At 68.4% G+C, this 18,740-nt stretch carries 12 protein-coding genes and 1 pseudogene; 6 read left to right on the top strand and 7 right to left on the bottom strand.

Annotation, left to right across the window (positions count from 1 at the left end; translation table 11 throughout):
• Positions 1 to 59: 59 nt before the first annotated feature.
• The 4 genes and pseudogenes from gyrB to dnaA form a co-directional block, all read right to left on the bottom strand.
• Positions 60 to 2,495: a DNA topoisomerase (ATP-hydrolyzing) subunit B gene (gene gyrB, locus EVS83_RS12315; protein WP_133501355.1), complete on the bottom strand. Its 2,436-nt coding sequence runs from the start codon at positions 2,493 to 2,495 to the stop codon at positions 60 to 62.
• 136 nt (positions 2,496 to 2,631) lie between these two features.
• A pseudogene (gene recF, locus EVS83_RS12310) lies at positions 2,632 to 3,723 on the bottom strand (DNA replication/repair protein RecF).
• Between the two features lie 152 nt (positions 3,724 to 3,875).
• Positions 3,876 to 4,979, bottom strand: a complete 1,104-nt coding sequence (dnaN, locus tag EVS83_RS12305; protein WP_133501334.1) for a DNA polymerase III subunit beta — start codon at positions 4,977 to 4,979, stop codon at positions 3,876 to 3,878.
• Between the two features lie 245 nt (positions 4,980 to 5,224).
• Entirely contained in the window at positions 5,225 to 6,556 is a 1,332-nt protein-coding gene (gene dnaA / locus EVS83_RS12300; protein WP_133501333.1) for a chromosomal replication initiator protein DnaA, read from the bottom strand.
• Positions 6,557 to 6,799: 243 nt separating this feature from the next.
• Between dnaA and rpmH the strand changes: the two genes are divergently transcribed.
• The 6 genes from rpmH (at position 6,800) to EVS83_RS12270 (ending at position 15,797) form a co-directional block, all read left to right on the top strand.
• Positions 6,800 to 6,940, top strand: a complete 141-nt coding sequence (gene rpmH / locus EVS83_RS12295) for a 50S ribosomal protein L34 (protein WP_027083663.1) — start codon at positions 6,800 to 6,802, stop codon at positions 6,938 to 6,940.
• A gap of 88 nt (positions 6,941 to 7,028) precedes the next feature.
• Complete coding sequence (gene rnpA / locus EVS83_RS12290; protein WP_133501332.1) at positions 7,029 to 7,436, top strand: ribonuclease P protein component; 408 nt, start codon at positions 7,029 to 7,031, stop codon at positions 7,434 to 7,436.
• 30 nt (positions 7,437 to 7,466) lie between these two features.
• Positions 7,467 to 9,149 carry a membrane protein insertase YidC gene (gene yidC, locus EVS83_RS12285; protein ID WP_133501331.1) on the top strand — a complete coding sequence of 561 codons (1,683 nt, stop codon included), beginning with the start codon at positions 7,467 to 7,469 and terminating at the stop codon, positions 9,147 to 9,149.
• A 49-nt stretch (positions 9,150 to 9,198) separates the two neighbouring features.
• Positions 9,199 to 10,521 (top strand): tRNA uridine-5-carboxymethylaminomethyl(34) synthesis GTPase MnmE, encoded by a 1,323-nt coding sequence (mnmE, locus tag EVS83_RS12280; protein ID WP_133501330.1) that lies wholly within the window; start codon positions 9,199 to 9,201, stop codon positions 10,519 to 10,521.
• Between the two features lie 149 nt (positions 10,522 to 10,670).
• Positions 10,671 to 14,528 (top strand): ATP-binding protein, encoded by a 3,858-nt coding sequence (locus EVS83_RS12275; RefSeq protein WP_166636894.1) that lies wholly within the window; start codon positions 10,671 to 10,673, stop codon positions 14,526 to 14,528.
• A 210-nt stretch (positions 14,529 to 14,738) separates the two neighbouring features.
• Positions 14,739 to 15,797 carry an energy transducer TonB gene (locus EVS83_RS12270; RefSeq protein WP_133501328.1) on the top strand — a complete coding sequence of 353 codons (1,059 nt, stop codon included), beginning with the start codon at positions 14,739 to 14,741 and terminating at the stop codon, positions 15,795 to 15,797.
• 231 nt (positions 15,798 to 16,028) lie between these two features.
• Here the strand turns inward: EVS83_RS12270 and EVS83_RS12265 are convergent, their stop codons facing one another.
• From EVS83_RS12265 to EVS83_RS12255, 3 genes are all read right to left on the bottom strand, one after another.
• Positions 16,029 to 16,553, bottom strand: a complete 525-nt coding sequence (locus EVS83_RS12265) for a hemerythrin domain-containing protein (protein WP_133501326.1) — start codon at positions 16,551 to 16,553, stop codon at positions 16,029 to 16,031.
• A gap of 253 nt (positions 16,554 to 16,806) precedes the next feature.
• Complete coding sequence (locus EVS83_RS12260; RefSeq protein ID WP_133501324.1) at positions 16,807 to 17,991, bottom strand: ABC transporter permease; 1,185 nt, start codon at positions 17,989 to 17,991, stop codon at positions 16,807 to 16,809.
• A complete protein-coding gene (locus tag EVS83_RS12255; protein ID WP_133501323.1) occupies positions 17,988 to 18,734 on the bottom strand; it encodes an ABC transporter ATP-binding protein in 747 nt (248 codons plus the stop codon). The genes EVS83_RS12260 and EVS83_RS12255 overlap by 4 nt, the downstream gene beginning before the upstream one ends.
• Positions 18,735 to 18,740 lie beyond the last annotated feature (6 nt).

The following is an 18,740-nucleotide window of genomic DNA, read 5'->3' as shown; positions in this document are numbered from 1 at the left end:
CCTTAAAAACGAAGAGCCCGGCGAACCGGGCTCTTCTGATCACACGATGCGGTGATGCATTACACGTCGAGGTTGGCGACCTTCAACGCGTTCTCTTCGATGAACTCGCGACGCGGTTCGACCACGTCGCCCATCAGCGTCGAGAAGATCGCATCGGCGGCGACGGCGTCCTCGATGCGCACCTGCAGCAGGCGACGCGTTTCCGGATTCACCGTGGTCTCCCACAACTGCTCCGGGTTCATTTCGCCCAGGCCCTTGAAGCGCTGGATCTGGCGACCCTTCTTCGCTTCGTCCATCAGCCACGCGTACGCCTCGGCGAAGCGCGTGACCGGTTGCGCCTTGTTGGCGCGAACGATCTGCGCACCGTCGCGGACGAGGCCGTTGAGCAACGTTGCGGCCTCACGGATGGCGCGGAACTCGCCCGTTTCGAACGAGGGCATCGGCAGGATCTGCACCGTTTCCTCGCCCATGTGCATGCGACGCACGAGCAATGCGGCAGGTCGCGATTCCTCGGCCGCGTTCCACTCGAGGCGATACGTCGGCTTGCCGAGCAGGCCGTCGTTGATGCGCGCTTCGATCACCTTCAATGCGTCGGTGTCGACCGACGCGGTGCCGGCATTGAACGGCGCGATGTCGAGCAGCGCTTCGAGCACCTGCGAATCGATGCGGTGCGCATGGCGACGAATCGCTTCGCGCGCATTCGCATACGCGAGCAGCAACTTCTCCAGCGCTTCGCCGGAAATCGGCGGCTCGCCGTCCGCAGGAATCAGCGACGCTCCGTCGACCGCATTGCCGGCGAGATAGGCATCGAGCGCCGAGTCGTCCTTGAGGTAGAGCTCGGTCTTGCCCTGCTTGATCTTGTAGAGCGGCGGCAGGCCGATGTAGACGTGGCCGCGTTCGATCAGCTCCGGCATCTGGCGATAGAAGAACGTCAGCAGCAGCGTGCGGATGTGCGAGCCGTCCACGTCCGCGTCCGTCATCAGGATGATGCGGTGGTAGCGCAGCTTGTCCGGGTTGTACTCGTCCTTGCCGATGCCGGTGCCGAGCGCGGTGATCAGCGTGCCGACCTCGGCACTGCCGAGCATGCGGTCGAAACGCGCGCGCTCGACGTTGAGGATCTTGCCCTTGAGCGGGAGGATCGCCTGCGTCTTGCGGTTGCGGCCCTGCTTGGCCGACCCGCCCGCCGAGTCGCCCTCGACGATGAAAAGCTCCGACAGCGCTGGATCCTTCTCCTGGCAGTCGGCGAGCTTGCCGGGCAGGCCGGCGATGTCGAGCGCGCCCTTGCGGCGGGTGAGGTCGCGGGCCTTGCGCGCGGCCTCGCGGGCGCGAGCGGCGTCGACGATCTTGCCGGCGATGGCACGCGCCTCGTGGGGGTGTTCCTGCAGGAACTCCTCCAAACGTGCACCGAACGTGCTTTCAACAACCGGGCGGACCTCAGAGCTGACCAGCTTTTCCTTGGTCTGCGACGAGAACGACGGGTCCGGCACCTTCACCGACAGCACGGCGATCAGGCCTTCGCGCATATCGTCGCCCGAGAGCGCGACCTTCGCCTGCTTGGCGATGCCGTTCTGCTCGATGTAGTTGGTCAGCGTGCGCGTCAGCGCGGCGCGGAAACCCTGCAGGTGCGTGCCGCCGTCCTTCTGCGGGATGTTGTTGGTGAAGCAGAACATCGTTTCCTGGTAGGCGTCGGTCCACTGCAGGGCGACGTCCACCGTGATGCCGTTCTGCTCGCCGGTCACCGAGATGACGTTCGGGTGCAGCGGGTTCTTGAGCTGCGCCAGGTGCTCGACGAAGGAGCGGATGCCGCCCTCGTACTCGAACACGTCGCGCTTGCCGTCGCCTCGCTCGTCGGCGAGCACGATGCGCACGCCGGAATTGAGGAACGAGAGTTCGCGCAAGCGGCGCGCGAGGATGTCGTAGTGGAATTCGACGTCGGTGAAGATCTCGGCCGCCGGCTTGAAGCGCAGCAGCGTGCCGCGGCGATCCGACGCTTCCAGGCGCTCGAGCGGATACACCGGCTCGCCCAGCGCGTACTCCTGGCGCCAGTGGTAGCCGTCGCGCCAGATCTCCAGCCAGAGCTTCTCGGACAGCGCGTTGACCACCGACACGCCGACGCCGTGCAGGCCGCCGGACACCTTGTACGAGTTGTCGTCGAACTTGCCGCCGGCGTGCAGCACGGTGAGGATCACCTCGGCCGCCGAAACGCCCTCTTCCTTGTGGATGTCGACGGGAATGCCGCGGCCGTTGTCGAACACCGAGCAGGAGCCGTCGGCGTGCAACGTCACGGTGACTTCGTTGGCGTGGCCGGCGAGGGCCTCGTCGATGCCGTTGTCGACGACCTCGAACACCATGTGGTGCAGGCCGGTGCCGTCGTGCACGTCGCCGATGTACATACCGGGACGCTTGCGCACGGCTTCGAGGCCGCGCAGCACGGTGATCTTGGAGGAGTCGTAGGAATCGGACGGTGCCGGGGTCGGCATCGCCTCGTCATGCATCTCGGACATCAGGCAGGCGCCTCGCGCGACACCGGCGTCCGCGGGGTGCGGGGGCGTCGCGACACATTAGCTTTACGTGCGCGAAGTATAGCAGCGCGTCTCAGCGCAACGGCGGACGGGGGATGAACGGCGTCGCTCAGATCGCCGAGATGCTGCCGTGTTCCACGTGAAACACCTTGGGCGACAGGTCGAGTTGGGCGATCGCGCTGGGGATGTCCGTACCGCTGACGAAAACCTGGCTGCCGCGCTCGGCGAGACGCTGCAGGACACGGCGCTGATGGTGGCGATCGAGCTCGGAGGCCAAGTCGTCCAGTGCGAACACCGGCTGCTGGCCAGTCGCTTCGGCGTGAAAGTCGGCTTGCGCCAGCAGGGCCGAGAGCGCGGCGAGCTTGGCTTGGCCGCGCGACAGGGCGTCGCGGCCCGGGATTGCGGCGAAGGCGGGGCGCCAGTCGGCCCGGTGCGGACCGACACTCGTGTGGCCGGCCTGAAGGTCCCGGTCGCGGGCGAGCAGCAGGGCATCGGCCAGCGAAAGCTCGTCGCGACGCCAGCCGGGTGACTAGCTGAGGGAGGCGACGCCGAGCCCGGGCGCGAGCTCGTCCGCGACCTGCGCGAAGCCCGGCGCCAATGCGGCTACGTAGCGCTGCCGCTGTTCGGTCAGTTCCTCGCCGGTCTCGGCGAGCTCGGCGTCCCACGCATCGAGCTGGGCGTCCCGCACCCGCTGCTTGAGCAGGATGTTGCGCTGCTTCAGCGCCCGCGCGTAACGCCGCCACGGACGAAGGAACCCGTGTTCCACGTGGAACAGTCCCCAGTCGAGGAACCGGCGACGCACTTCGCTGCTGCCGTGGACGAGTTCATGACTGCCCGGCTCGAACGTCACCACCGCGAGCGCCGCACACAGCTCACCGATCTGCGCCACCGGTTGGCCGTCGAGCCTGCCGGTCCAGTCGCCGCCGCTGTGGCGGAGCCCGGCGCGTCGGGTTCGAACGCCACTTCCCGTCGCCTCCTCCCACTCGACGAACAGCTCCAGAGCCTCCGCACCCGCCCGGACCAGCCCCTCCCGCACCCGCCCGCGGAAGCTCCGACCGTAGGCCATCAGATGGAGGGCCTCGATGACGCTGGTCTTCCCGGCCCCGTTATCACCGATCAGCAGGTTCAGGCCGGGCGCGGGCGCCAGGCTGACGTCGTCGAAGCGCCGCAGCCGGCGGATGTCGAGGCGGGTGACCTGCACAGGCGAAGACGAGTCCAGGGGGCGGGAGAGGGTAGCCGCGGCCGGCACGACTCACGGTGACGCCGGCCAGAGGGCATTGTCGTTCACTGGCGTCGCAAACGACGACGCCCGGCCGAAGCCGGGCGTCCGATGTTCCACGTGGAACCGAGCGGTCAGAGCCGCAGCGGCATGATCACGTGGCGGCATCGCTCGTTCGAGGCCTCGCGGATCAGCGCGGACGAATTGGCGTCGCGCAGCTGCACCACGACGACCTCGTCCTTGAGCGAGCCGAGCGCATCGAGCACGTAGCCGACGTTGAAACCGACGGCGAGGTCATCGACGCGCGTCTCGCACTCGACCTCCTCCTGCGCCTCTTCCTGCTCGGGGTTGTGCGCCGAGACCTTGATCTGCCCCGGCGAGACTTCCATGCGCACGCCGCGGTACTTCTCGTTCGACAGGATCGCCGCGCGCTGCAGGGCGGCACGCAGGACGTCGCGGTCGATACGCACTTCCTTGTCGGCGCCGATCGGAATCACCGCCTCGTAGTCGGGGAAGCGGCCGTCGATGAGCTTGCTCGTAAAGGTCACGTCGTCGCGCTTCACGCGCAGGTGGCCGCGGCCCATTTCCAGCTCGAGGATGCGGTCGCCGCCCTCGAGGAGGCGCTGCAGCTCGGTCACGCCCTTGCGCGGCACGATGATCTGGCGCTTGGTCTGCGCGCCCGTGCCCTCGAGGCCCGACTCGCACAGCGCGAGGCGATGGCCGTCGGTCGCGACGCAGCGCAGCGAGCTCTCGCGCAGGTCGAACAGCAGGCCATTGAGGTAGTAGCGAACGTCCTGCTGCGCCATCGCGAACGCGGTGCGCTCGATCAGCTCCTTGAGCGCCGCTTCCGGTACCTGCACGCGCTCGGTGGCGTCGACGTCATCCAGCGACGGGAAATCCGTCGACGGCAGGCTCGACAGCGTGAAACGCGAACGCCCGGCCTGGACGCTGATGCGCTCGCCGCTCTGGCTGATCGTGATGCGGCTGCCGTCGGGCAGGGCACGCACGATCTCGAACAGCTTGCGGGCCGGGATCGTCGTCTCGCCGTCCTGGGCGTCCTCGACAGCGACGCGGGAGACCATCTCGACTTCGAGATCGGTACCGGTCAGGGAGAGCAGGCCGCCTTGCACCTGCACCAGCAGGTTGGCGAGCACCGGCAGGGTCTGGCGTCGCTCGACGACGTTGACGACCTGCGCGAGTGGCTTCAAGAACACTTCGCGTTGAAGGGAAAAGCGCATCTGGACCCCGATCCCCGTTCCGTTTCTAAAGAGTGGATTAAATCAAAAGCATGGTGGCGGTGGAGGGCGCCGAAATCCGGTAAAACCCTCTCAAGCCTTTGAAATCTCTGGTTTTTCCTGACCTAACGACCCTGTTGGAAACCGCCCTCGGGATCGTGATCAACCTGTGGACAAACCGGCCGTCATCGCGACCGCTCCGAATTGTCCACAGCTTGCCCCCGGCGCGTACAGGCGCCATGCACACCTTACTCGCTCAACTTGCGGATGAGCTTGTCCCAATCTTCCCGCAGCTTGCCGTCCGTCTCCATCAGCGTGCGGATCTGCCGGCAGGCGTGGAGGACCGTCGTGTGGTCGCGGCCGGCGAAGGCGTCGCCGATCTCGGGCAGCGAGTGCTCGGTGAGCTCCTTCGCGAGCGCCATGGCCATCTGCCGGGGCCGCGCCAGCGAGCGCGTTCGGCGCTTGCTGAGCAGGTCCTTCATCTGCAGCCCGTAGTAGTCGGCCACGACCTTCTGGATGTTCGGGATGCCGATCGCCTGCTGCTGGGCGCGCAGCAGGTCGCGCAGCGTCTCCTGGGCGAACTCGACGGTGATCGTGCGGCCGGTGAAGTTGGCGCGCGCGGCGAGCGTGTTGAGCGCGCCTTCGAGGTCGCGCACGTTGCTGCGCATCTTCTTCGCGAGCAGGAAGGCGACGTCCTCGGGAATCTCGACGCCGCGCTCGCGCGCCTTGCTGAGCACGATCTGCGCGCGCGTCTCGAAGTCCGGCGGCTCGATCGCCACGCTGAGGCCCCACGCCAGCCGCGACTTCAGCCGGGGCTCCAGGCCTTCGACTTCGCGCGGGTAGCGGTCGCAGGTCAGGATGATCTGCTGGCGGCCGTCGAACAGCTGGTTGAAGGTGTGGAAGAACTCTTCCTGCGTGCGGTCCTTGCCCGCGAAGAACTGGATGTCGTCGATCAGCAGCGCGTCGACCTGCTGGAACTGCCGCTTGAAGGCGTCCATCGTCTTGTCCTGCAGCGACTTCATCATCGCGCTGAAGAACTGCTCGCTGCGCAGGTACATCACCCGGAAACCGGGGTTGTTCGTCCGCATCAGGTTGCCGGCGGCGAACATCAGGTGCGTCTTGCCGAGGCCGGTGCCGCCGTAGAGCAGCAGCGGGTTGTGCGCGCGATCGCCCGGCTTCAACGCGGCCTGCATCGCCGCGGCGCGACCGAGCTGGTTGCTGCGGCCTTCGACGAAGTTCTCGAAGGTGTAGTGGTTGTCGAGGTTGCCGTTGAACGGCATCGGCGCCGGAGCGGGCGCGCTCGACGCGCTCATCGACGACGGGGTCGCGACCGCGCTCTTGGGCTTGGGCAGCGCGCCGACCTCGAGGCGGACCTCGTCGGCGCCGGCGAAATAGCTCAGCAGCTCGCGGATGCGCGGCAGGTAACGCTCGCGCACCTGGTCGACGACGAAGGCGTTCGGCGCGTACAGCACGGCGCGGTCGCCCTGCAGGTCGGCCTGCAGCGGTCGCAGCCACGTGTGCACGTCCTCGGCCGGCAGTTCGGCTTCCAGGCGTTCGAGGCAGCGCGGCCAGGCATCCATCGTCGACAAGGCAAAAACCCGGGAAATTCAGCGGAAACGAAGGCGACGAGCCGGCGGCGCGGATGCCTCGGGCGAGGCCGCGTCCAACCGTTCGGGGGTCGGGCAGCCTATCATTTATCCACAGGGCGGGGACAGGGTTGTCCACACCGCCCGCTGGAGTTGCGTCGTCACGCCGGCTTGACCCGGGCAAGCACGGCCCGCTAGACTTCCGGGTTCACTTTTGCCGTTCTTCGCGAGTGCCTCATGGCCACCAAGCGCACCTACCAGCCCAGCAACCTCAAGCGCAAGCGCGACCACGGCTTCCGTGCGCGCATGGCCACCGCCGACGGCCGCAAGATTCTTGCCCGCCGCCGCGCCAAGGGCCGCAAGCGCCTGACGGCCTGATCGGCTTCGGCCGGTCGCCTGGCGTGTCTCGCCGGGCCGCGTCCGCGCCGCGCCAGATCGCCGCGGACGCCTGCGTCGACGACGCATCATGATCTCCCAGCGCTTTCCCCGATCGGCGCGCGTGCGAACGCGTGCCGATTTCGATCGTGTGTTCAAAGGCGGTCGACGCGCCGGACTTCCCGTGCTCGCGTTGCACTGGACGCAGGACGACGCGATCGCGCCGCGCCTCGGCCTCGCCGTCTCGCGCAAGGTCGACCCGCACGCCGTCGGCCGCAACCGCATCAAGCGCCAGCTGCGCGACGAATTCCGTCGCCTGCGCGCCACGCTCGCGCCTGGCGACTATGTCGTCGTCGCGCGGCCGGGCGCATCGCAGCGGTCGGGGCTTGAATTGCGCGCCGCGTTCCACGATCTCCTGCGTCGGGCCCGCGCGTTGCCGGCCCCCGCCCCCGCCGGCACAATGCCGCCGCCGTCCACCGACCTATCCGCCGGCGCGTAATCCGCGCGCCCGGCCCGAGCCTGCCTGCCGATGAACCAGACCCGCGCTTTCCTCCTGTTCGCCTGGCTGCTCGTGGCGTCGCTCTTGTGGATGGAATGGACGCGCGAGAAGGCCGCGCCGCCGCAGCCCACGCCGACGACCACCACGACCGCCGCAGCCGCGAACCCGGCCGCCGGCATTCCGACGCCCGCATCGACCGGCGCCGTGCCGACGGCGCCCACCGCGAACGCCAGCGCGACACCGGCGACGCCCAGCGCCGTCACCGTGCACACCAACGTGCTCGACGCGACGCTCGACGGCGGCCAGATCCTGCAGGCCGACCTGCCGGGCTATCCGGACCTCGACGACCCGACGCGCCCGGTGCGCCTGTTCTCCACCGATCCGGCGCATTACTTCGCTGCGCAGAGCGGTTGGGTCGCGGCGGGCGCGCCTGCGCCGACGCATCTCGCCGGCTTCGTGCCCGCCGGCCCGGCGCGTGCGTATTCGCTGGCGCCCGGCGCCACGACGCTCGACGTGCCCTTCGTCTGGCAGGGCGCGAACGGCGTGACCATTCGCCGCACCTATACGTTCTCGCGCAACGACTACGCCGTGCGTGTTCGCGACGAGGTGGTCAACGCCGGCACTGCGCCGTGGCAGGGCAGCGTGTATCGCCTGCTGACGCGCACCATGCCACCGCAACCCAAGGGCGGTTTCACTTCGGGGCGCGTGTTCGCGTTCCAGGGCGCCGCCTGGTACAGCCCGCAGGACAAGTACGAGAAGCGCCCGTTCGACAAGTTCGCCGATGACGCCGCGCTGTCGAAGACCGTCAAGGGCGGCTGGATCGCGTTCCTGCAGCATCATTTCTTCACTGCGTGGATTCCGCAGGCGGCCGACGGCGCGAAGTTCGACACGCTCACCGTCAACGGCACCGGCGGCACCAACTACGTGATCCGCGAAGTCGGCCCGACGTTCAACGTCGCGCCCGGCCAGCGCGCGAGCACCGAAGCGCGACTTTGGGTCGGCCCGAAGAGCGTGGAAGGCATCGACGCGCAGAAGGTGCCGGGCCTCGAGCGCGCGGTCGACTTCAGCAGCTACACCACGATGGCGACGCTCGCGGGCTGGCTGTACGCGGTGCTCGCGTGGCTGCACGGCTTCATCGGCAACTGGGGCTGGTCGATCATCGGCCTCGTCGTGCTGATCAAGCTCGCGCTGATCCCGCTCGCGAACGCGCAGTACCGCTCGATGGCGAAGATGCGCCGTCTGCAGCCGAAGCTGCAGCAGCTCAAGGAACGCCACGGCGAGGATCGCCAGCAGTTCCAGATGGCGATGATGGAGCTGTACCGGAAGGAGAAGGTCAATCCCGCCGGCGGCTGTCTGCCGATCTTCGTGCAGATGCCGATCTTCCTCGCCCTGTACTGGATGCTTTCGGAGTCGGTGGAGCTGCGCCATGCGCCGTGGATTCTGTGGATCCACGACCTCACCGCGCGCGACCCCTACTTCGTGCTCCCGATCATCAATGCGGCCGTGATGTTCGTGACGCAGAAGCTCACGCCGACCGCCGGCATGGATCCGGCACAGGCGAAGATGATGCAGTTCATGCCGCTGGCGTTCGGCATCATGTTCGCGTTCTTCCCGTCCGGCCTGGTGCTGTACTGGGTCACGAACGGCCTGCTCACGCTCGCGCAGCAGTGGTACTTCCTGCGCAAGTACGGCGAGCCGGCGAAGAAGAACTGACGCACCGCACGGGCCCGCCGCATGGCGGGTTCGTCGTTTGGAGGCTTCGATGCGCGAGACCATCGCTGCGATCGCCACCGCCGCCGGCAGTGCGGGTGTCGGCATCGTGCGACTGTCCGGACGCGAGGCGCGCCGCATCGGCGAAGCCATCGCGCAGCGCACGCTGACGCCACGCCACGCGCATCATGTGCAGTTCCATCACGGCGACGACGTCATCGACGACGGCCTCGCGATCCTCTTCGCGGCGCCCGCGAGTTACACCGGCGAGGACGTCGTCGAACTGCAGGCGCACGGCAGCCCTGCGGTGCTCGCGCAACTGCTCGATGCCTGTCTCGCACTCGGCGCACGGCCGGCGCGGCCCGGGGAGTTCACCGAACGCGCCTTCCTCGAAGGCCGCCTCGACCTCGCGCAGGCCGAAGCGGTCGCCGACCTCATCGCGGCCGCGGATGTACGCGCCGCCCGCGCCGCCCGCCGCGCCCTGGATGGCGACTTCTCGCGTCGCGTCGACGCACTCGCCGAGGCCCTGCTACACGTGCGCGTGCATTGCGAAGCCGCGATCGATTTCGCCGACGAACCGATCGACACGCTCGGTGGCGTGGACCTCCGTCGCCGCCTCGACGCGATCGGACACGATCTCGATGCGCTGATCGCCGCCGCCGAACAGGGGCGCCGCCTGCGCGATGGCCTGCACGCGGTGATCGTCGGGCCGCCGAACGCCGGCAAGAGCTCGCTGCTCAACGCGCTCGCCGGCGTCGACCGCGCGATCGTCACCGACATCGCCGGCACCACGCGCGACGTGCTGCACGAAACCGTGCGCATCGAAGGCGTCGAACTCACGCTGGTCGACACCGCCGGCCTGCGCGAGAGCGGCGATGCGATCGAACGCGAAGGCATGCGTCGCGCGCGGGGGGAACTCGAACGCACGGACCTGGCCATCGTCGTGGTCGATGCCCGCGACGCCGAGGCCGGCGTCGAGGCGGTGCGCGATGCGATCGCCGATGTGCCGCACGTGCTGCGTATCGCGAACAAGATCGATCTGTCCGGCGGCGATGTGCCCCACGATTTCGTCGCGGTGTCCGCGCGCACCGGCGCCGGTCTCGATGACGTGCGCCGTCACCTTCATGCGCTCGCCCTCGGCCCGCAGGCCGACACCGCGCAGGGCGCCTTCACCGCGCGCACCCGCCACGTCCATGCGCTCGTCCTTGCCCGCGACGAACTCGCTGCGGCGCGCGAGCAGCTCGCCTACGAGCACCTCGACCTTGCGGCCGAGCAGCTGCGCCGCGCACACGACGCGCTCGGCGAGATCACCGGCCGCGTGCACGCCGACGACCTGCTCGGTCACATCTTCTCGAGCTTCTGCATCGGCAAGTAAGGCCGCGTCCGCCCGCTGTAGCCGGGCGTGAAGACCATCGTCACGGGAGGCTTCGTCACGCTTCCTATACTCGCCCCACGCTTCCCCGACGCCACTTCATGACGCCGACCGTTTCCGCGGCGCGGATCGCGCCGGCTTCCGACGCCTCCATGCGCCGCACCATCGCCGAACGCGACTGGACGGCCACCCCGCTGGGCCCGCCATCGACGTGGCCGCGCAGCCTCAAGACCGTCGTCGAGCTGATGCTCGATTCGCGGTTCGCGATGTGGCTCGCCTGGGGCGACGACCTCACCTTCTTCTGCAACGACGCATACCGGCCGACGCTCGGCGTGAAGCGCGACTTCATCGGCGCGTCCGCGCGCGAGGTGTGGAAGGAGATCTGGCCCGACATCGGCCCGCGCATCGAACACGTGCTGCGCACCGGCGAAGCGACGTGGGACGAAGGCCTCGAGCTTTATCTGGAGCGTCGCGGATTCAAGGAGGAGACGTACCACACGTTCTCCTACAGCCCGGTGCAGGGCGACACCGGCCGCATCGAAGCGATGCTCTGCGTCGTCACCGAAGTCACCGAGCGCACGCTCGCCGAGCGGCGCATGGCGACGATCGCGAATCTGTCCGCGCGCTCGATCGGTGCGCGCAGCGTCGACGATGCCTGCGCGCGTGCGGTCGACACGCTCAGGAGCGCGTCGCGCGACCTGCCGTTCGTCGCGATCTACCGCGTCGACGGCACGACGGCACGTCGCGTCGCCGCGACCGGCGTGCCGGCCGCGCCGTCCGAGATCGCGGCGCTGCCGCAGGAGGTCGTGCGCCTGCTCGAACACAACCATTCCGGCGTGGTCGATCGATTCGATGGGCTGCTGCCGGTCGCGAGCGAATGGGGCGAGCCGGTCGAGCGCGCGTATGTGGTGCCGATGCGCCGCGCGCCGCAGGACGACAAGCCGAGCGTGCTGTTCGTCGCCGGCTTGAGCCCACGCCTCGTCCTCGATGGCGAATACGAGCGCTTCCTGCAGCTCGCCGGTGCACAGGTCGCGAACGCCATGGCCGACGCCGCCGCGTTCGAGGACCAGGCGCGCCGCGCCGAACAGCTGGCCGAACTCGATCGCGCCAAGACCGCGTTCTTCTCGAACGTGAGTCATGAACTGCGTACGCCGTTGACGCTGATCCTCTCACCGCTCGATGAAGTGAGCGAGCGTGTCGAGGACGCGCAGGTGCAGACGCTGTTGCATACGGCACGCCGCAACGGGCGTCGCCTGCAGCGCCTGGTCAATACGCTGCTCGACTTCTCGCGCATCGAGGCGGGCCGCATGCAGGCGACGTATCGACGCATCGATGCCGCGGCCTATACGCAGGATCTCGCCAGCATGTTCCGCTCCGCGGTCGAGCGTGCCGGCATCGAGTTCGACATCCGCATCACGCCGATCGTCGACCCGGTGTATCTCGATCGCCGGCTGTGGGAGAAGATCGTCTTCAACCTGCTGTCGAACGCGTTCAAGTTCACGCTCGCCGGCCGCATCGCGGTGGAGATCGTCGACCGCGGGCCGCGCTTCGAACTGATCGTCAGCGACACCGGTTGCGGCATTCCCGAAGACGCGCAGGCGCGACTGTTCGAACGCTTCTATCGCGTCGAAGGCGCAGCGGGCCGCTCGATCGAAGGCAGCGGCATCGGCCTCGCGCTGGTGCAGGAACTCGCGCGTCTGCACGGCGGACGCGTCGCGGTGCACAGCCGGCCCGGCGAAGGCAGTCGCTTCACCGTCAGCATTCCGACCGGCCGCGCGCACCTGCTCGACGCCCAGATCGACGACAACGAGAGCGACGCTGCGACGTGGGATGCCGGCTGGGTCGAGGAGATCGAAGGCTGGCTCGACGCCAACGGCGGCACGCCGTCGGAATCGCGCGCGCTCGCCATCGACGCACCGCCCGGCGACGCCCCGCGCTATCGCGTGCTCATCGCTGACGACAACGCCGACATGCGCGCGTATCTCGAACGCCTGCTTGCGCCGCTGTACGAGGTCGTGACCTGCGGCGACGGCCTCGAGGCGCTGGCGCTCGCGCGCGCGGTGCGGCCCGACCTGATCCTGTCCGACGTGATGATGCCCGGCATCGACGGTTTCGAACTGCTGCGCCGGCTGCGCGACGACGACGACACCGCCGGCCTTCCGCTGATCCTTCTGTCCGCACGCGCGGGCGACGAAGCGCGGCTCGAAGGCCTGCGCGCTGGCGCCGACGACTACCTCACCAAGCCGTTCCAGGCGCGCGAACTCATCGCACGCGTGCAGGGCGTGCTGCAGCTCGCGCATGCACGCGGCGAGATCGCGCATGCGAACGAAGCGCTGCGCGACAGCGAGGCGCGGCATCGCATCCTCGCGCAGCTCGCCGATCACGCGCAGGCCATCGACGATCCGCGCGAGTTGCTCACGCAGGGCGTCACGTTGCTCGCACGGCATCTCGGCCTCGACCGCTGCACGTTCTGCAAGGTCGACGAGGCCGCCGGTTTCGTCGAAGTGCTGGGCGCGTACGTCGCCACGCCGGAACTCGACACGCTCGAAGGTCGATGGCCCATCGCCGACTTCGGCACCGGGCAGATCGACGCGTATCGCGCCGGTCGCCCATTCGTAGTCGATGACGTGCACACCGTGGAAAGCATGCAGGACGTCGTCGAGGCCCACGCCGCGATCGACGTGCGCGCCTACGTGTCGGTCGGCCTCGTCGTCGATGGCCGGCTCGTGGCCATCATCGCCGCACACCAGCGCACGCCGCGGCACTGGACGCCGGCCGAAGTGCAGCTGGTCGAAGCCGTCGCCACGCGATGCTGGGATGCGCTGCAGCGGCTGAATGCGCAGCGTGCGCTCAACGACGCGCTCGACGAACTGCAGGTCGCCGATCGTCGCAAGAACGAATTCCTCGCCACGCTCGCGCACGAGTTGCGCAACCCGCTCGCGCCGTTGCGCACGGCGATCACGCTGCTCGAGCACGACGCGCCGTCGGCGACGCCCGCGCGACTGCACGGGATGATGCGGCGTCAGGTCGACCACCTCGTCCGCCTGGTCGACGACCTGCTCGAGGTGTCGCGCATCAGCCAAGGCAAGATCGAGCTCAAGCGCGAACGCGTCACGGTGCAGGCGATCGTCGATGCCGCGCTCGAAGCCGCGCGCCCCACGCTCGAGGCACAGGGACATCGACTGAGCGTGCAGCTGCCACCACCGCCGGCGATCGCGGTCGACGGCGATCCGGTGCGGCTCACGCAGATCCTCGTGAACCTGCTCAACAACGCGTCGAAGTACACGTCCGCCGGCGGCGACATCACGCTGGCCGTGCTGCGCGACGGCGACGACGTCGCGATCGAAGTGCGCGACACCGGCATCGGCATCGAAGCGGACCTGCTGCCGCAACTGTTCGACCTCTTCGTGCAGGGCCGGCGCTCCGATACCGGCGCGTTGCCGACGGGCCTCGGCATCGGGCTCGCGCTGGTGAAGCAACTCGTGGAACTGCACGGCGGCCACGTCAGCGCGCGCAGCGAAGGCGCCGGCCGCGGCAGCGTGTTCCGTGTGACGTTGCCGATGCTCGGCGCGACCTGCGCGGTGCCGGAGCGCGTGGTCGGCCGCGCCGCGCACGATGCCGGCGATGCACTGCACGTCATCGTCTGCGACGACAACCGCGACGCCGCCGACAGCCTGCGCATGCTGCTCGAATGCAGCGTCGACCACGTCGGCGTCGCGTACGGCGGCAACCAGTTGCTCGCACTCGCCGACAAGCAGGCGCCGGACCTCGTCTTCCTCGATCTCGGCATGCCGCCGCCGGATGGGTATGCGGTCGCGCGCGAACTGCGCGCTCGGCTCGGCCATCGCATCACGCTGGTCGCGCTCACGGGCTGGGGGCAGACAGAGGATCGCGAGCGCACCGCAGCCGCCGGCTTCGACCTGCACCTGGTCAAGCCGGTGGATCTGACCGGCATCGAACAGGCCCTGTCGCTGGCCCGCGCGCACCGGCGAACCGCGGCGCGCGTCTGACGGCGCGACGTCGCGTCGCGTCGATCGCCCGCCCGACCCGCTTGCCGCCCCGCGTCGCAGTCTGACGCGACGCGTCGACCCTCCGCGGCCGCCTGCGACGCGCTTCACGATCCGGGCGGAAAAGCAGCGGCAAAGCGCTTGACAAAGCCCCGTGGCACAAGCGATCTAGGCGCGTGCGCGCGCCGCGTGCACTCCTGGGGAGTGAGACCGATGAATTCCGATACCCGCGCGCCCTCGCGCGTTTCCGTCCTGCCGCGCGTGGCCCTGGTGTTGGCGCTCGGTGGCCTGCTCGCCGCCTGTGGCAAAGACGACACCGCGCCGACCGCCGCCAACCCGGCCGCGTCGACCGCCACGCCGGCCGCCACGCCGGCGACCGTGATTTCCGACAAGGTCGCGTCGATGACGCCGGACCAGCTGCGCGATGCCGCCAGCAAGGCGTACAACGAGAACCGCCTGTACGCGCCGGCCGGCGACAACGCGATCGAGTACTACCTCGCGCTGCGCGACAAGTCGCCGAACGATCCGTCGGTGGCGAGCGCGCTGACCGACCTGCTGCCGATGGCCGTGATCGCGACCGAACAGAGCGTCGCGCGCGACGACTTCAGCGAAGCGCAGCGCCTGACCGCGCTGCTCGAGAAGGCCGATCCGAAGCATCCGGCGCTGAACCGCCTGAAGACCTCGATCACCGAGCAGCAGCAGGTCGCGCAGCAGCGCGCCACCCAGCAGCAGCTCACTGCCGAGGAGCAGGCAAAGAAGCAGGCCGACCTCGAGAAGCAGCGCCTGGAAGACCAGAAGAAGCAGCAGGAACTGGCCGCCAAGCAGCTCGCCGACAAGACCGCGGCCGACCGCGTCGCCGCCGACAGGGCGGCAGCGGATCGAGCCGCTGCGGACAAGGCTGCGGCCGACAAGGCAGCCGCCGATCGCGCCGCGGCCGAGCGCGAAGCCGCGCAGCGCGCCGCTGCCGCACAGACCGCCGCCGCGACGCCGTCGCGTCCCGCGGCCGGTGGCGGCAACTCGGAGCTGCGTGCACTGTCGACGCCGGCGCCTGCGTTCCCCCCGGAGGCGCTGCGTTCGGCGCAGTCGGGCGAAGTGCAGGTCGAGTTCACCGTGTCGCCGGACGGTTCGGTGTCGGCCGCACGCGTGGTGCGTGCGAACCCGCCGCGCGTGTTCGACCGCGCCGCGGTCAACGCGGTCAAGCGCTGGCGCTTCCAGCCGGTCGACGCGCCGGTCACCACGCGCCGCACGATCACGTTCAACCCGGGCACCTGATCCCGCGAACGTGACGCACGAAAAAGCCCGGCTTCGGCCGGGCTTTTTCTTTGGGTGACGAGCGGGCGATGGGTACGACCGAAAGTCAGCGTGGTCGTGCAATGTCTACCGATCTGCGCGGCGGCCGTCGATGTCAGAGCCGCCGCCCTTCCCGTGGCGACTCTTCCACCGAAGCGCGCGGCGCTTCAGCGTTCGCAGCGGCACGAACCTACGGCTCGCAAGCGCCGCTGCTTACCCGGGGGAACCCGGTGAACGGAAAATGGATGCGATGCCCGTCTTGATCTTCGCGTGCAGGGCCACGCCTTCGCCCATGCCGGACGCCTTCCACTCCTCGTACTGCTCGTCCATATTGGCCAGTTCCTGCGCGGTGAACAGCTCGCGCATGACGGCGAAGATGTCGCGTTCCTCTTCCTTCGCATGATGGTCGATGAGCTCGCCCATCACCTTGGCGCTGCCCGCGAATTCGCGGCTCGTCGGCTCGCAGGCCTTGAGGTCGGGCAGCACGCTCTGCTCGACCGCACGATGCTCCTGCATCGCCGTTGCCCACAGCAGCTTCTGCTCGTGGCTCGCGCGTGACTTGAGCGCGGGATAGAACACAAGCTCTTCCCACTTTGCGTGCGGCACGAGCGCGGCCTCGATCTTCTGCAGCAGTTCGAGGCGCGTCTTCTCCGCGCGATCGGTCGTCGCGTTCATCTGCTCGAACAGCGCGCGGAGCTGGTCGTGTTCGTTCCTGAGGGTGGCGAGGATGCTGCGCATGGTCGATCTCCCGAGTCCGGGATGCAGCGTCGACCGGTCGGCGGCGATGCGTCGTGAAACCGGCCGTAAACCCGTCAGCGACGGCTCACGAACGTCGACACGTCGCGCAGGACCGCTGCGATGTCGGATGCGTCGGCATGCGCGATCGAAGCATTCGATCACCGCGTTGCCGAAGCGAGAGCCCAAAAGAACTGCGGCAGCGCCGCCGAAGGCGAACGCTGCCGCAGGGAACCGCACACGCCGGGACGCTGTATCAGCCGGAGATCGCCAGCCGCTCCTGCTGGTAGCGACGCACCGCCGCGAACCACAACAGCAGCGCGAGGCCGAAGCCGGCGGCGAGATAGACCATCCACACCTGCGGGTCGATCGCCTCGCCACGCACGATCTTCAGCAGCAACTGGTTCTGTGCGAGGAACGGCACTGCGAACTGCCACAGCTGCGTCTTGATCGGATTCGCCATCAGCACGATCGACGGCAGCATCGGCAGCAGCATCAGCCACGTCATGTGACTCTGCGCCTCCTTCATGCTCTTCGCCGATGCGGCGAGGAAGGTAAGCAGCGACGTACCGATGAGCAGCATCGGCAGCAGCGTGAACAGCATCTTCGCGATCGCCGGGAAGCTGACGTCGAGCATGCGCGCGGTCGTCGCCATCTGCGCACTCAGCTTGAACGACAGCAGCGTGAGCAGCATCGACAACAGGCCGAGCGAGCATGCCGCCAGGATCTTGCCGCTCACGACCGCACTACGACGCGCCGGCGTGGCGAGCAACGGCTCCAGCGATTGACGTTCGCGTTCGCCCGCAGTGGCGTCGAGGATCAGGTAGGCGCCGCCGAGGAACGAGCCGAGGATGAGCAGATAGGGCAGCAGGATGGACAGCACCTGGCCCTTCTTCGCCTGTTCGCTGGCGACATCGCGACTGCCGACGTTCACCGCGCGCGTCACCGACGGATCGATGCCGCGTGCGAGCAGGCGCAGCGCGCCCATCTGGTCGCGATAGCCTTCCAGCGCCGCACGCACGCGCGCCATCGGAATCTCGGCATTGCGACGCGTGCTGTCGGCGACGATCTCGACGACCGCCGGCTTACCGGCACGCCAGTCCTTCGCGTAATCCTCGTCGATGCGCAGGCCGACGTCCTCGCTCTGGTCGGCGACGGTGGCGTCGAGGTCCTTCGGCGGCCTCTTCGCGACGATGCCCTGCGTCGCGAGGAACGCGACCAGGTTCGGCGCGCGCTCCATGCCTTCGACGGGACTGGTGAGCGTGCGATCGAGTTCGGTCTTCGCGCGCTTTTCCGCGATCGAGCCCGTGCCGATGATGATCAGCGGATACAGCAGCGGGCCGAGCAGCAGCGCGATCGCAAGCGTGCGGCGATCGCGCGAGATGTCGCGCAGTTCCTTGCGCATCACCGACCACACGGTGGAGAGCAGTCCGGTCTTCATGCGTGCAGGCCCTCGTCCGAACCGATCGCCTTGACGAAGGCATCCTCCAGATTGCTTTCACCGAAGCGCGCGCGCAGCTCGTCCGGCGTGCCACTGGCGACCACCTGCCCCTTCGCGATGATCACGATGCGATCGCAGAGCGCGGCCACCTCCTGCATGATGTGGCTCGAGAAGATCACGCAGCGTCCTTCCGCTTTGAGTTGCTGCAGGAAGCCGCGCATCGCGCGGGTGGTCATCACGTCCAAGCCATTGGTGGGCTCGTCGAGGATCACGTTCTTCGGGTCGTGCACCAGCGCGCGGGCGATCGCGGTCTTGGTGCGCTGGCCCTGCGAGAAGCCTTCGGTCTGGCGATCGAGGATGTCCTCCATCTGCAGCTCGCGTGCAAGCAGTTGCGTGCGCGCGGCGATCGCCGATGACGACATGCCGTGCAGTTCGCCGAAGTAGGCGATGTTCTCGCGCGCGGTCAGTCGCTTGTAGACGCCGCGTGCGTCGGGCAGCACGCCGAGTGCGCGACGCACCGAGATCGGATCCTTCGCGGTGTCGATGCCGTCGACCAGCACTTCGCCGCTGTCGGGATGCATCAGCGTGTAGAGCATGCGCAGCGTGGTGGTCTTGCCGGCGCCATTGGGACCGAGCAGGCCGGTGATCTGGCCGTCGCGGGCTTCGAATTCGACGCCGTCGACCGCCTTGACCACGCCGGCCTTGGTCTTGAACGCCTTGTGCAGATTACGTGCGGTGATCATGGCCGG

The sequence above is a fragment of the Cognatilysobacter terrigena genome (assembly GCF_004361065.1).
GTDB lineage: Bacteria > Pseudomonadota > Gammaproteobacteria > Xanthomonadales > Xanthomonadaceae > Cognatilysobacter > Cognatilysobacter terrigena.
This window is presented reverse-complemented; position numbering and strand designations above follow the sequence as displayed.